The following is a 15,455-nucleotide window of genomic DNA, read 5'->3' on the forward strand; positions in this document are numbered from 1 at the left end:
CCGATTTCAGCGCGACGGCACCGTGCCTTCGCGCAGCTGCAGCACCCGGGCCACAAAGTCCGCATGGCTGCCGGCGGGCTGCTGAAGCAGCGGCAGGCCTGTCGCACGGGCCGCCGCCTCCAGGGCCTGCGGCCAGGACAGGCCCCCGTCCGCCTCCTGCACCAGCTTACGCGCCTGGGTCCCCAGCACCAGTTCCTGCCCCCAGAAGTACACCTCGCGCGCCTGAACCTGGGACTGCATGCATTGCACGTCGGGCAGCGTGCGCGGTTCTGCGATGCCCAGCCAGATGTCGGCATACAGAAAGTCGACGGGCGGCGTACCGGGTGCAGGCCGCCATTCCAGGGCATCGGCCTGCACCAGTTCCACCTTCTGCGCAGCCGATGCGGGCAGGCCGTCCAGCACGCGGCACTGCTCGAACAGTTCCAGTACCTCGGCGTCGCGCTCCACCACCGTGACCTTGTGCACCGCGGGCTGCAGCGCGATGTTGGCCGTGGTCCAGCCCATGCCCAGGCCCAGCACGACCGTGTGCCCCTGCGCATGGCGGCACGCCAGCTCCTGGCTTTCGATTTCGAAGGGCGAGAGCGACATCCAGGTTTCCCAGCGGTCCCCGGCCCCCTTGCGCAGCAGCACGGCCGAATCCGCCGCGACGCAAGGACCGCTGTGGTAGCCGCGGTCCAGCCCCACGCCGCCGCGCCGCATCTGCCATTGCCCCACGGCGTACTCGGGGTACGCAGGCATGTACCAGGGTGATTCGAACAACGGCAGGCCCAGGGCCTGCGCCAGTGCGCCAGCCGGTGGTTGCGAAAGGAGGGAGGCGTCTGGGGATGATGGCATGTGCATGGCAGCCATCTTAGGAACGGGCCACCACCCCGTCCAATGAATCATGGCCGCCCAGCGATGTGCCCGCAATGCAGGAGCCGCCCAATGCAAAACGCCCCAGCACCGTTGAAAGTACTGGGGCGTTCGCGATTTGGTGGCCTGGGGCGGAATCGAACCACCGACACAAGGATTTTCAATCCTCTGCTCTACCGACTGAGCTACCGGGCCTGAGCCTCAAATTATAGCCAGAAAATTCGGGCCAAAAAGATTTGCTGCAGAAATTTTTCTTCAGGCGCGCTTGCCGCGGCCCAGGTCCACACCCAGCTGGCGCAGCTTGCGGTACAGATGGGTGCGCTCCAGGCCAGTCTTTTCGGCGACGCGGGTCATCGAGCCGCCTTCGCGGGCGAGGTGGAACTCGAAGTAGGCCTTCTCGAAGCCATCGCGCGCTTCGCGCAGCGGGCGGTCCAGGTCGAAGCCCTGGTGCGAATGCGGGCCAGCCTCCACGCCGGACAGGGCCGTGATCACGGGCACCTGGGTGAAAGGCGCGTCGGCGGGCGCTGCGACCGGGGCCTGCACGGCCGCCACGGGGGCCGCATGGTGGGCGGCGTTGCGCGCCAGGCCCTGCTCCACGGCCTTGAGCAGCTTTTGCAGGGTGATGGGCTTTTCCAGAAAGGAGAAGGCGCCGATGCGGGTGGCCTCCACCGCCGTGTCGATGGTGGCATGGCCGCTCATCATGATGACGGGCATGGTCAACACGCCACCGGTGGCCCACTCCTTGAGCAGCGACACGCCGTCGGTGTCGGGCATCCAGATGTCCAGCAGCACCAGGTCATAGCTGCTGCCGGCACGCGCCGCACGGGCTTGCGTCGCGTTCTCTGCGAGGTCCACGCTGTGGCCTTCGTCGTTCAGGATTTCGGACAGCAGGTCGCGAATGCCGAGCTCATCGTCGACCACCAGAATGTTTGCCATGTGTGTGAAAACGCCTTGGGAGGTACTGCGGGGCGTGTTGTTATGCCGCCACCGCTGGTTCAGTGGCGAATGATAACGACACTTGGGCGCCCCGCACCACGCCATCTTCGACCCGGTTGGACAGGTCGATGCGGGCTCCGTGCTCATCGGCGATCTTTTTGACCACCGCCAGACCCAGGCCGGTGCCACGCGGCTTGGTGGTGACATAGGGCTCGAAAGCGCGCTGCAGGATGTGCGCAGGAAAGCCGCTTCCGCTGTCCGAAACCGTGAGCCGCACGCGCCCGGACGACTCGCTCCAGCGCGTCGTGATGCGCACGGCCGGCAGGTTTTCGCCACCCGCCGCACGCGCCTGTTCGGTCGCATCCTGCGCGTTCTGCAGCAGGTTGTGCACCACCTGGCGCAACTGCTGCGCATCGCCTGCAATCGCCGGGCAACGCGCGTCCAGCTCAGCTTTCACGGGGACTGTGGCGTTTTCCTCGCCATACAGATGGAGCACGTCGGTCACGAGCGCGTTGATGTCGAGCGCGTGCAGCTCGGCGGCCGGAAGGCGTGCGTAGTCCCGGAATTCGTTGACCAGGCGCTTCATGGCATCGACCTGTTCCACGATGGTCTTGACCGACTTGGTGAGCACGGCCTGCTCGGTGGCTGCGACCTTGCCGGTGAGCTTCATCTCCAGCCGTTCGGCCGACAGCTGAATGGGCGTCAGGGGGTTCTTGATCTCGTGCGCCAGGCGCCGTGCGACCTCGCCCCAGGCCTGCGCACGTTGTGCCGAAACGATTTCAGAAATGTCGTCAAAAACCAACAGTCGGGTCGAATCCGGGAGTTCCGCGCCCCGCGCAATGATGCTGGTCGCGTGTTGACCGACGCCTGCAAGCGAGGCGTGAAGCTCGAACGGGTGTTGCCAGTGGTCCAGACCGTGGTGGTCGCGTTCGCCCAGAAAGGCGGCAAACTGCTTTTGCACGGCGGCGGCAAAATCGGCCAGGCCGGGCACCTCGGCCAGCGCCTGCCCCTCGAAGGCGGCCATGGGCGCACGCAGGATGCGCGTGGCCCCGGGGTTGGACGAGCGGATGGTGCCCGCGCCATCGAGCACCATCACCCCGGCAGTGAGGTTGTCGAGGATGGTCTGCAGGTTGGCGCGCGCCGCATCCACCTCGCTCATGCTCTGCTCCACCGCGCCCCGGGCATCGGCCAGCTGCTGGGTCATGAGCGCGAACGAGCGGGTCAGCCCGCCCAGTTCGTCCTTGCCCTGCAGGGCGGCCTTGGGGCTCAGGTTGCCGGCGGCCACTTCGCGCACCCCCTCGGCCAGCACCAGCAACGGCCGCACCAGCTGGTTGCCCAGCAGCACGGCCAACAGCACGGCACCGAAGACCGCCAGGAACAGGCTCAGCGTGAGCGTGCCCACGTACATGCGCCGCAGGCCGCCACGCGCCAGGGCACGCTCCTGGTACTCGCGGTTGGCCTCCTGCACGGCGATGGCGTTCTCCACCAGCGCCGGTGGCAGCATCAGCGTGGCCTGCAGGTAGCGCGGCTCGGCCAGCAGGCCCACCGTGGGGCTGCTGACGAGGGCGATGATCTTCACGCGCGCGTTCTGCACGGCGGCAGGGTCGGCAATGTCGTCCAGCCCCTCGATCTGCGTCAGCGCCCGCTGTTGGCGCACGGTGCGCAGCAGCGGCACGCCGGGGCGCTCGGGGTTCAGGCTGAAGCGGGATTGGCCGGCACTGGCCACGGCCTGACCGGCACTGTTCCACAGGATGACGTCGGTGGCCCCCAACTGGTCGCGGATGCGTTCGAGCACCACTCCGGCGGAGGTGTCGGGGACCTGCGCCACCTGGGCACTGGCCGTGCGCGTCTTGGAGGCCATGTCGGTGGCCAGGGCATCGAGCGACACACGCGCCAGGTTCACCCCGGCGGACAGCGCCCCTTCGACCTTCACGTCGAACCAGCTTTCGATGGACCGGGTGACGAACTGGTAAGACACCACATAGATCAAAAGGCCCGGAACCAGGCCAACCAGCGCAAAGATGGCCGCCAGCTTGACCAGCAGGCGGCTGCCGAAGCGGCCCCGGCGCAGCCGCAGCCACAGGCGCACGGCCACCCAGCCCAGCACCGCCAGCAGCAAAAGGGCCACCAGCACGTTGACGCCGAAGAGCCAGGCGTAATTGCGCTCGTACAAGGCGCGGTTGTTGGTCGCTAGCGTCAGCAAGAACAGGAGCACCAGCCCGATGGCGGACATGATGGCCGCCCCCACCCCTACCGCCCAGCGCACGGCGCGGGACTGGCGCGCTGCCAGATGGGCCGAGGCCGACGCTGGCGACGCAGGGCCGGATGTCACTTGGCGCCTTCCGGCAAGGCAAGGCGTCCCGAACGCGAGACGAGCAGGTTCCAGCCGGGGCGGCCCATGGCGCCGATCTGGAACGGACGGGGCAGCTGCGACATGTCGAGCCTGAAGCGGAACTGTATCGTATGGCCTGCATCGGCATCGATCGCAGCAGCTTCTGCAATCTTCCAGCGCGAAATCCGCTGCATTGCCGACAGTGCGTCTTCCAGGTCGTCGAAATTCTGGCCCAGCGCCACACCCAGGCCGGTGTTGGTGATGGGCGATGCCGAGGTGCTCAGGCGCCAGCGCCGGGTCAGGGGCTGGTAGCTCAACCGCAGGTAGCGCGTGGCCTCGGCCACCAGGCGGTCAGACCAGTACCAGCGGTCACGCATGACCTGCGCCTCCATCACGAAATACATGGGTATGCCCTTGCGCAGGGCATCCTGGACGAGCTCGGGCAGGTCGAATTCCAGGCTGGTGCTCAGGTAGATGCCGTCGTCCAGGCGCTGCAGCCGCAGTTCGGCGACTTCGCCGCGGTTGGCCTCGGCCTGGGCGGATACAGGCCATCCCAGCAGGGTGATCACCATCAAAAGCGCGCCAATCCACGCCCAACGCGCCGCAAAGCGCTCAGTCGGTCGATTTTTGCAACAGTGCGTAAAAAAATCCGTCGTGATCACCGAATCGATTGTCCGGGACAGCCCCCTGCTTGTCCGGTGCGCGAGGGATTAAATGCCCGGGCGAGGGGAGCAAATGTGCATCGGTGTTGTGTGCAAGAAACGTTTGCACCTGCGCATCGCCCTCCGCACGGAAGACGGAGCAGGTGCAGTACAGCAGCCGCCCGCCCGGCGCGACCAGCGGCCACAGGCTGGCCAGCAGCTGTTTTTGCAGGGCTGCGAGCTGGGCGATGTCCGTCTCGCGGCGCAGCCAGCGCACGTCGGGGTGGCGCCGCACGATGCCGGACGCCGTGCACGGAGCGTCGAGCAGGATGGCATCGAACCGCGCCCCGCCATTGGCCGCCTGCCACCAGGCCTCGGGCCGGGCGGCGTCGGCTACCAGCACCTGGGCGGCCAGGCCCAGGCGCGAAAGGGTCTGGTGGATGCGCTCGGCGCGCGTGGCGTCGATTTCCAGCGCGGTCACCTGCAGCGCAGCGCCCTCCCCGGCCATCTCCAGCAGGTGGGCCGTCTTGCCACCCGGCGCGGCACAGGCGTCCAGCACGCGCAACTCGCGCGTGCGGTCCATGCCCTGCAGCAGCAGCGGGGCTGCCTGCTGGGCCGCCATGTCCTGCACCGATACCCGGCCCTGGGCAAAGCCAGGCAGCGCCTGCACCGGCAGCGGCCGGTGCAGCACTAGGCCATCGGCGCCTGCCGCGTCGGCACCGGCCCCCAGGTCGGCCAGTTCCTGCTGGTACTGCGCCTGGCTGCCCTGCAGGCGGTTCACGCGCAGCGCCATCGGGGCGTGGGTGTTGTTGGCGTGCAGAATCTGCTCCCACTGCTGGGGGTGGTCCTTCTGCAGGCGCTTGATCCACCACAGCGGGTGGTTCCACCGGGCCACGGGATCGGCATCGGTGGCTACCACCAGCGCATCGCTTTCGCGCAGAAAACGCCGCAGGCAGGCATTGATGAATGAAGACTGGGCGCGCGTGGCAGGGTGCCGCTTGGCGGCTTCCACCGCCTGGTTGACCAGGGTGAAGGGCTCATAGGGTGCTTCGTCGGCACGCCAGCACAGCGCCAATGCGCTGCACAGCAGGGCATCCGCGTCGGGCGGCGGCGGGCGCTTGGCCAGTTGGCGGCGCAGGGCCTCGGCACGCCCGAGGTTGCGCAGCACCTGGAACAGCAGGGCCTGCACGCCCGGACGCAACGCGGTGCCGACGGCATCGAGCGCGGCCGTGCCCGAGGTGCCGGCGCGGATCGCCTGGAGCACGCCGGCCACGGCGATGAGCTGCTGCCACAGCGCCACCTGCGCTGCACCGGCCCCCGGCATGGCCTTGCGATCAGGGCCGGAGCGCGGCCCTTCAGGCGCGGCGGGGTGGGGGGGGGCTGGATTCATGGTGGGGCCTCGGGGGTGCCGGCGCACAGGCGCTGGATGGAGCGGTCAAAAGAAAAGGGTTGTGGACGGGGCGTGGAACGTGGCGGCGTTCTCACAACCCTTTGGCCGGCTTGAAGCCAAAGACCCAGGCGAGCACGCGGGCCGGAAACTGGTGGATGGCGGCATCGTGCTGCTCGGCCGCATGGTTGATCACCTGCACGGCCAGATCGATCTGCGCATGGTGCTCTTCCCAGCGGATGGACCAGGGCGCCAGCATCTCCCGGACACCGGGGCCATCGGCCTCGGTCACCACGGTGCGCCAGGTGGCATCGAGAACGCTGCGCGCCGCGGTGAGTGCGGCCAGCGCGTCGCGCTGCAAGGGCTGTGAGCGTGCCACAGCCAGCGACGCCCCCATCTGTGTGGTGGCACCGCGCAGGGCCGCGACCTTGGCCGGGTCCAGCACCGGGCCCAGGGGCTGCGGCACAGGGTCCGCGCGGCCGCCGGGCACGGCGGGGTCCGCGATGTGGCGGTGGCCCTGGACGGCATCGAACTCACTGAGCAGGGCCATCAGGCGCACGAGGTGGGCGTCCACCGCGCCAAAGGACTGGACCACGCAAGAGCGCAGCCGTGTCAGGCGGTTGTAGGCCCCCAGGGCCCAGAACAGCATGACGGCAACAAAAATCCAGAAAAGGGGCGATGACCACATACACATTGCCAAGGACGTGCGCTGCAGGGGCAGCCCGTGGCCGAGAAAGAGGAAACGGGAAAAATCCGGAGCGCTCTGCCGCTCCAGTAAAAACGCTCCCGGCCTGTCCAGGGACAGGGCGGGAGCGCTTCAGAGCCTGGGCTTGCGCCGAACCAGGGCCCCATGCGCCGCACCTTGCATCGCTGGGGTCTCCTTGTCCGGCGCCACCTGGCTTTAGTCTGCGGAAGCGTCCGTGGCAGTGGTGGTGGTGCTGCCTTCGACTTCCGTGGCGTCGTCCGTCGACGAGGCTGCCATCTCAGCGGCTTCGGCTTCGGCGATGGCACGGCGCTCGGCGTCGTCCATGGCATCCTTGGCCTTGCGCGCCTGGTGGTAGGCCATGCCGGTGCCGGCAGGAATCAGGCGACCCACGATCACGTTTTCCTTCAGGCCACGCAGCTCGTCGCGCTTGCCCATGATGGCAGCCTCGGTGAGCACGCGGGTGGTTTCCTGGAAGGAAGCCGCCGAGATGAACGAGTCGGTCGACAGCGATGCCTTCGTGATACCCAGCAGCAGGTTGCTATAGGTCGCGGGGATCTTGCCTTCGGACTGCAGTGCATCGTTGGTGTTGAGGATCTCGGAACGCTCGACCTGCTCGCCACCGATGTAGTTCGACTCGCCGACGTTCTCGACCACGACGCGGCGCAGCATCTGGCGAACGATCACCTCGATGTGCTTGTCGTTGATCTTCACGCCCTGCAAGCGGTACACGTCCTGCACTTCATCGACGATGTAGCGCGACAGCTCTTCGATGCCCAGCAGGCGCAGGATGTCCTGCGGGTCGGCCGGGCCGTCGACGATGGACTCGCCCTTGTTCACCACCTGGCCTTCGTGCACCAGGATGTTCTTTTCCTTGGGCACGAGTTCTTCGAACACATGGCCTTCGGGGTCGGTGATCTGCAGGCGGACCTTGCCCTTGGTTTCCTTGCCGAACGACACGGTACCGGTCATCTCGGCCAGCGTGCCCTTGTCCTTCGGGGTGCGGGCTTCGAACAGCTCGGCCACGCGAGGCAGACCGCCGGTGATGTCGCGGGTCTTCTGGCCTTCGACCGGAATACGCGCCAGCACTTCGCCGGGGCCCACGTCCTGGCCGTCACGCACCTGGATGAGCGAACCGATCTGGAAGCCGATGGTCACCGAGTGGTCGGTACCAGGGATCTTCACTTCGTTGTTCTGCGCATCGATCAGCTTGACCTGTGGACGCACGACCTTGGCAGCGCCACGGCGCTTGGGGTCGATCACCACCAGGGTGGACAGACCGGTCACTTCGTCGAGCTGCTTGGCGACCGTGAGGCCTTCCTCGACGTTCTCGAACTTCACCTGGCCGGCGAACTCGGTAATGATCGGGCGGGTCAGCGGATCCCAGTTGGCCAGGATGGTGCCAGCCTTGATGGACTGGTCGGCCTTGACCGTCAGCAGGGCGCCGTACGGCACCTTGTGGCGTTCGCGTTCGCGGCCATGCTCGTCGTGGATGATGATTTCACCCGAACGCGCAATCACCACCAGTTCGCCCTTGGTGTTGCTCACGTAACGCATCGTGGCATTGAAGCCGATCACGCCGTTGGACTTGGCTTCCACGCTCGATGCGATGGCAGCGCGCGATGCGGCACCACCGATGTGGAAGGTCCGCATGGTCAGCTGCGTGCCGGGTTCGCCGATGGACTGGGCAGCGATCACACCCACGGCTTCGCCGAGGTTGATCAGGCCGCCGCGGCCCAGATCTCGGCCGTAGCACTTGGCGCACAGGCCGTAGCGGGTTTCGCAGGTCAGCGCCGTGCGCACCTTGACTTCGTCCACGCCAGCCGCTTCGATTTCCTCGATGAGGTCTTCTTCCAGCATCACGCCGGCAGGCACCAGCACCTTGCGGGTTTCGGGGTGCAGCACGTCTTCGGCAGCGGTGCGGCCCAGGATACGGTCGCGCAGCGATTCGATCACTTCACCGCCTTCGACGATGGCGCGCATCAGCGAGCCATTGGCGGTGCCGCAATCCTCTTCGGTCACGACCAGATCCTGCGTCACGTCCACCAGGCGGCGCGTCAGGTAGCCGGAGTTGGCCGTCTTCAGTGCCGTATCGGCCAGACCCTTACGGGCACCGTGGGTGGAGATGAAGTACTCCAGCACGTTCAGGCCTTCGCGGAAGTTCGCGGTGATGGGCGTCTCGATGATCGAGCCGTCGGGCTTGGCCATCAGGCCCCGCATGCCGGCCACCTGGCGGATCTGGGCGGCAGAGCCGCGGGCGCCGGAGTCGGCCATCATGTAGATGGAGTTGAAGGACTCCTGGTCCACTTCCTTGCCGTGGCGGTCCATGACCTTTTGCTTGGACAGCTGGGCCATCATCACCTTGGACACTTCGTCGCCGGCCTTGCCCCAGATGTCCACCACCTTGTTGTAGCGTTCGCCGGAGGTCACCAGACCCGAGACGTACTGCTGTTCGATCTCCTTCACTTCCTTCTCGGAGCGCTCGATGATGCCGGCCTTCTGGGGCGGCACCAGCATGTCGTCGATGCAGATGGAGATGCCGGCGCGCGTGGCCAGGCGGAAACCGTTTTGCAGCAGCTTGTCGGCGAACACCACCGTTTCCTTGAGACCGCACTTGCGGAAGGAGACGTTGATGAGCTTGGAGATTTCCTTCTTCTTCAGGGCCTTGTTGATGTTCGAGAACGGCAGGCCCTTGGGCAGGATTTCGGACAGCAGGGCGCGGCCGGTGGTCGTTTCCACCATCTTGACTTCGGGCACGAACTCGCCGGTGTCCTTGTTCTTGGTCCACTCGGTCAGGCGCACGTTGATGCGCGTGGCCAGCTCGACCTCGCCCGCGTCGAACGCGCGCTGCACTTCACCGGTGTCGGCGAAGATCAGGCCTTCGCCCTTGCCGTTGATGCGGTCGCGGGTGGCGTAGTACAGACCCAGCACCACGTCCTGCGAAGGAACGATGGAGGGCTCGCCCGATGCGGGGAACAGCACGTTGTTGGAGGCCAGCATCAGCGTGCGGGCTTCCATCTGCGCTTCCACCGACAGCGGGACGTGGACGGCCATCTGGTCACCGTCGAAGTCGGCGTTGAAGGCCGCGCAGACGAGGGGGTGCAGCTGGATGGCCTTGCCTTCGATCAGGATGGGCTCGAACGCCTGGATGCCCAGGCGGTGCAGCGTAGGTGCACGGTTGAGCATCACCGGGTGTTCCTTGATGACCTCTTCCAGGATGTCCCACACCACCGGCGTGCCGGATTCGACTTCCTTCTTGGCGGCCTTGATCGTCGTCGCGATGCCCATGGCTTCCAGGCGCGAGAAGATGAAGGGCTTGAACAGCTCCAGGGCCATCAGCTTGGGCAGGCCGCACTGGTGCAGCTTGAGCGTCGGGCCCACGGTGATCACGGAACGACCGGAGTAGTCCACGCGCTTGCCCAGCAAGTTCTGGCGGAAACGGCCGGACTTGCCCTTGATCATGTCGGCCAGCGACTTCAGGGCACGCTTGTTCGCGCCCGTCATGGCCTTGCCACGGCGGCCGTTGTCCAGCAGCGAGTCCACGGCTTCCTGCAGCATCCGCTTTTCGTTGCGGGCGATGATTTCAGGGGCCTTGAGCTCCAGCAGGCGGCGCAGGCGGCTGTTGCGGTTGATGACGCGGCGGTACAGGTCGTTCAGGTCGGACGTGGCGAAGCGGCCGCCGTCCAGCGGCACCAGCGGACGCAGGTCCGGTGGCAGCACGGGCAGCACTTCGAGCACCATCCACTCGGGCTTGATGCCCGACTTCTTGAACGCTTCAAGCACCTTCAGGCGCTTGGCGTTCTTCTTGACCTTGACTTCGGAGCCGGTCAGGTCGCCGCGCAGGCGTTCGATCGACAGGTCGATGTCGATGGATTCCAGCAGGTCCTTGATGCCTTCGGCGCCCATCTTGGCGATGAATTCGTCGCCGTATTCCTTGCGCTTGGCGTCGTAGTCGTCCTCGGACATGATGCTGAACTTCTTCAGCGGGGTCATGCCGGGGTCGGTCACCACGTAGGCTTCGAAGTACAGCACGCGTTCGATGTCGCGCAGCGTCATGTCCAGCACCAGGCCCAGGCGCGATGGCAGCGACTTCAGGAACCAGATGTGCGCGCAGGGCGCGGCCAGGTCGATGTGGCCCATGCGCTCGCGGCGCACCTTGGTCTGCGTGACTTCAACGCCGCACTTCTCGCAGATCACGCCGCGGTGCTTGAGGCGCTTGTACTTGCCGCACAGGCATTCGTAGTCCTTGATGGGACCGAAGATCTTGGCGCAGAACAGGCCGTCGCGTTCGGGCTTGAACGTGCGGTAGTTGATGGTCTCGGGCTTCTTCACTTCACCGAAGGACCACGAACGGATCTTCTCGGGCGAAGCCATGCCGATGCGAATGGCATCGAAGTGCTCATCCGGCGTGAATTGCTTGAACAGGTCGAGTAGCGATTTCATAGTGACTCTTTCCTTTTCCGCTTAGGAGCGTTCCAGCTCGATATCAAGGCCCAGCGAGCGGATTTCCTTGACCAGCACATTGAACGATTCCGGCATGCCGGCTTCGATCGCGTGTTCGCCCTTGACGATGGACTCGTACACCTTGGTACGGCCCACCACGTCGTCGGACTTGACGGTGAGCATTTCCTGCAGGACGTAGGCTGCACCGTAGGCTTCCAGCGCCCACACTTCCATTTCCCCGAAGCGCTGGCCACCGAACTGGGCCTTGCCGCCCAGCGGCTGCTGCGTGACCAGGGAGTACGGGCCCGTGGAGCGCGCGTGCATCTTGTCGTCCACCAAGTGGTGCAGCTTCAGGTAGTGCATGTAGCCGATGGTGGTGGGGCGCTCGAAGCGGTCACCGGTGCGGCCATCGTGCAGGTAGGCCTGCGTGCGCGTGGGCGTCAGGCCCTTGCGCGCAGCGATGTCGTCGGGGTAGGCCAGCTTGAGCATGTCCATGATTTCTTCTTCCGAAGCACCATCGAACACGGGGGTCGCGTAAGGCACGCCAGCGGTCAGATGCTGGGCCATGGCCAGCACGTCTTCGTCCGTCAGCTGCGACAGGTCTTCCTTGCGGCCACGCGAGTTGTACACCTCTTCGAGGAAGGTGCGCATTTCCGCCGCCTTGGTTTCCTGCTGCAGCATGTCGCCGATGCGTTGGCCGATGCCCTTGCCGGCCCAGCCCAGATGGACTTCGAGCACCTGCCCGATGTTCATCCGCGAGGGCACGCCCAGAGGGTTCAGCACGATGTCGGCAGGGGTGCCGTCGGCCATGTAGGGCATGTCTTCGACCGGAACGATCTTGGAGACCACACCCTTGTTGCCGTGGCGGCCGGCCATCTTGTCACCGGGCTGCAGGCGGCGCTTGACGGCCAGGTAGACCTTGACCATCTTGAGCACGCCCGCTGGCAGCTCGTCGCCCTGCGTGAGCTTCTTGCGCTTTTCCTCGAAAGCCAGGTCGAAGCTGTGGCGCGTCTGCTCCAGAGCGTTCTTGATGGATTCGAGCTGGGTGGCGACTTCGTCTTCGGCAGGGCGGATGTCGAACCAGTGGAATTTTTCCACCGAGGCCAGGTAGGCCTTGTCGATCTTCGTGCCCTTGGCCAGCTTCTGCGGGCCGCCGTTGGCCACACGGCCGTTGAGCAGCTTTTCGATACGGTCGAAGGCGTCGGCCTCGACGATGCGCAGCTGGTCGTTCAGGTCCAGGCGGAAGCGCTTGAGTTCATCGTCGATGATCTGCTGGGCGCGCTTGTCGCGCTGGATGCCTTCGCGGGTGAACACCTGCACGTCGATCACCGTGCCTTGCGAGCCCTGGTCCACGCGCAGCGAGGTGTCCTTCACGTCGGAAGCCTTCTCGCCGAAGATGGCGCGCAGGAGCTTCTCTTCAGGCGTGAGGGTGGTCTCGCCCTTGGGCGTGACCTTGCCGACCAGCGTATCGCCGGGTTGCACTTCGGCGCCCACGTAGATGATGCCGGACTCGTCCAGGCGGTTCAGCTGCTGTTCCGACAGGTTCGGGATGTCGCGCGTGATTTCTTCCGCACCCAGCTTCGTGTCACGGGCCATGACCACCAGTTCCTCGATGTGGATCGAGGTGTAGCGGTCTTCGGCCACCACGCGTTCGGAGATCAGGATCGAATCTTCGAAGTTGTAGCCGTTCCAGGGCATGAAGGCGATCAGCATGTTCTGGCCGATGGCGATTTCGCCGAAGTCCGTCGATGCGCCGTCGGCGATCACGTCACCCTTGACCAGCATGTCGCCCTTCTTGACGATGGGACGCTGGTGGATGTTGGTGTTCTGGTTGGAACGCTGGTACTTGATGAGGTTGTAGATGTCCACGCCCACTTCGCCGGCAACGGCTTCGGCGTCGTTCACGCGCACCACGATGCGGGTGGCATCCACGTAGTCCACCACACCGCCACGGCTGGCCGTGACCACGGTGCCGGAGTCGACTGCGGCCACGCGCTCGATGCCCGTGCCCACCAGGGGCTTCTCGGGGCGCAGCACAGGCACGGCCTGGCGCGACATGTTGGCGCCCATCAGCGCGCGGTTCGCATCGTCGTGCTCCAGGAACGGAACCAGCGAGGCGGCCACCGACACGATCTGTGCGGGCGACACGTCCATGTACTGCACGCGGTCTGCGCCACAGAGGATGGATTCACCCTTTTCACGGGCCGACACCAGGTCGCCCGTCAGACGGCCGTCCTTGTCGAGCAGGGCGTTGGCCTGCGCGATCACGTACTTGCCTTCTTCGATGGCCGACAGGTAGTCGATCTCGTTCGTGACCTTGGCGTCCACCACACGGCGGTACGGGGTTTCGATGAAACCGTACTCGTTGAGGCGGGCGTACAGGGCCAGCGAGTTGATCAGACCGATGTTCGGGCCTTCAGGCGTTTCGATAGGGCAGACGCGGCCGTAATGGGTCACGTGCACGTCACGCACTTCGAAGCCTGCGCGTTCGCGGGTCAGACCGCCCGGGCCCAGTGCGGAAACACGGCGCTTGTGCGTGATTTCGGCCAGGGGGTTGGTCTGGTCCATGAACTGCGACAGCTGCGAGGCACCGAAGAATTCCTTCAGGGCGGCCGAGATCGGCTTGCTGTTGATCAGGTCGTGCGGCATCAGCGGCTCTTGCTCGGCCTGGCCCAGACGCTCCTTCACCGCCTTCTCGATACGTGCCAGGCCGGTGCGGTACTGGTTTTCGGCCAGTTCGCCCACGCAGCGCACGCGGCGGTTGCCCAGGTGATCGATGTCATCGACTTCGCCGTTGCCGTTGCGCAGGTCCACCAGGATCTTTACCACGGCCAGGATGTCTTCGTTGGACAGCACCATGGGGCCGGTGGATTCGTCGCGGCCGATCTTGGCGTTGAACTTCATGCGGCCCACGCGCGACAGGTCGTACGTGTCGGGGTTGTAGAACAGGCGCTGGAACAGGGCCTGCACGGCATCTTCGGTTGGCGGCTCGCCGGGGCGCATCATGCGGTAGATGGCCACGCGTGCAGCGAACTCGTCCACCGTTTCGTCGATGCGCAGGGTCTGCGACATGTACGCGCCCTGGTCGAGTTCATTGGTGTAGATGCACTGCACGTCCTGGATGCCGGCCACGCGCAGCTTCTTGAGCAGCGCTTCGGTCAGCTCGTCGTTGGCCTTGGCGATGATTTCGCCGGTGTCCGTGTCGACGATGTTGCGGGCCACCACGCGGCCGATCAGGAAGTCTTCGGGCACGCTGATGTGCGTGGTGCCGGACTGCTCCAGTTCACGGGTGTGGCGCGCGGTGACGCGCTTGTCCTTGGCGACCACGACCTTGCCCGACTTGTCGGTGATGTCGAAACGCGCCACTTCGCCGCGCAGGCGCTCGGGCACGAATTCCATCTGCGCACCGCTGTCCATGATGCGGAAGTTGTCGTTCACGAAGAAGTTCGCGAGGATCGACTCGGGGTTCAGGCCGATGGCCTTGAGCAGGATCGTGACCGGCATCTTGCGGCGACGGTCCACACGGAAGTACAGGATGTCCTTCGGGTCGAATTCGAAGTCCAGCCAGGAGCCGCGGTAGGGGATGATGCGCGCGGAGAACAGCAGCTTGCCCGAGCTGTGCGTCTTGCCCTTGTCGTGCTCGAAGAACACGCCAGGCGAGCGGTGCAGCTGCGAAACGATCACGCGTTCCGTGCCGTTGATGATGAAGGAGCCCTTTTCGGTCATCAGGGGCACTTCGCCCATGTAGACCTCTTGTTCCTTGACTTCCTTGACCACCTTGGACTGCGACGTCGAGGACTCGCGGTCATAGATGATCAGCTGCACCTTGGCGCGCACCGCCGAGGCGAAGGTCAGACCACGGGTCTGGCACTCGCGCACGTCGAAAGCCGGCTTGGCCAGGTTGTACTCGATGAACTTCATCTCCACAAAACCGTTGTGCGAGACGATGGGGAAGGCAGCGTCAAATGCGGCCTGCAGACCTTCAATGGTTCGTTTCTGTGGTGCTTTGTCTGCCTGCAGGAAAGCGGTGTATGCGTCCTTCTGCATCTGCAGCAGATAAGGAACTTCCAGCACGCTGTCGCGGCTGCCGAAACTTTTGCGGATTCGCTTGCGTTCGGTATAGGAATAGGCCATGAGATCTCCGGGCAAAGACATGAGTCC

Annotated in this window: 8 protein-coding genes and 1 tRNA gene; all 9 read right to left on the reverse strand. The window is 65.4% G+C overall.

The genetic code is table 11. The features are described from left to right. Positions 1-6: 6 nt before the first annotated feature. The 9 genes from U5N23_RS17935 to rpoB all read right to left on the reverse strand — a co-directional run bounded on the left by U5N23_RS17935 (position 7) and on the right by rpoB (position 15,428). Positions 7-834, reverse strand: coding sequence for a hypothetical protein (locus U5N23_RS17935; RefSeq protein ID WP_322594122.1), 828 nt, complete (start codon positions 832-834; stop codon positions 7-9). A gap of 137 nt (positions 835-971) precedes the next feature. Next, positions 972-1,047, reverse strand: a tRNA-Phe gene (locus U5N23_RS17940). Between the two features lie 60 nt (positions 1,048-1,107). Further along, positions 1,108-1,788, reverse strand: a complete 681-nt coding sequence (locus tag U5N23_RS17945) for a response regulator (RefSeq protein WP_322594123.1) — start codon at positions 1,786-1,788, stop codon at positions 1,108-1,110. A 40-nt stretch (positions 1,789-1,828) separates the two neighbouring features. Continuing rightward, positions 1,829-4,120: a sensor histidine kinase gene (locus U5N23_RS17950; protein ID WP_322594124.1), complete on the reverse strand. Its 2,292-nt coding sequence runs from the start codon at positions 4,118-4,120 to the stop codon at positions 1,829-1,831. Continuing rightward, positions 4,117-4,692, reverse strand: coding sequence for a DUF4390 domain-containing protein (locus U5N23_RS17955; RefSeq protein WP_322594125.1), 576 nt, complete (start codon positions 4,690-4,692; stop codon positions 4,117-4,119). Before U5N23_RS17955 ends, U5N23_RS17950 begins: the two co-directional genes overlap by 4 nt. A 40-nt stretch (positions 4,693-4,732) precedes the next feature. Continuing rightward, positions 4,733-6,151 (reverse strand): 16S rRNA (cytosine(967)-C(5))-methyltransferase RsmB, encoded by a 1,419-nt coding sequence (rsmB, locus tag U5N23_RS17960; protein ID WP_416208630.1) that lies wholly within the window; start codon positions 6,149-6,151, stop codon positions 4,733-4,735. A 91-nt stretch (positions 6,152-6,242) separates the two neighbouring features. Further along, positions 6,243-6,797 (reverse strand): LemA family protein, encoded by a 555-nt coding sequence (locus U5N23_RS17965; protein WP_322594126.1) that lies wholly within the window; start codon positions 6,795-6,797, stop codon positions 6,243-6,245. Positions 6,798-7,049: 252 nt separating this feature from the next. Next, positions 7,050-11,294, reverse strand: coding sequence for a DNA-directed RNA polymerase subunit beta' (gene rpoC / locus U5N23_RS17970; RefSeq protein WP_322594127.1), 4,245 nt, complete (start codon positions 11,292-11,294; stop codon positions 7,050-7,052). Between the two features lie 21 nt (positions 11,295-11,315). After that, on the reverse strand, positions 11,316-15,428 hold the full coding sequence (gene rpoB, locus U5N23_RS17975) for a DNA-directed RNA polymerase subunit beta (protein ID WP_322594128.1): 4,113 nt from the start codon (positions 15,426-15,428) through the stop codon (positions 11,316-11,318). Between the last annotated feature and the right edge of the window lie 27 nt (positions 15,429-15,455).

The organism is Acidovorax sp., from assembly GCF_034519795.1.
Classification (GTDB): Bacteria; Pseudomonadota; Gammaproteobacteria; order Burkholderiales; family Burkholderiaceae_C; genus Acidovorax.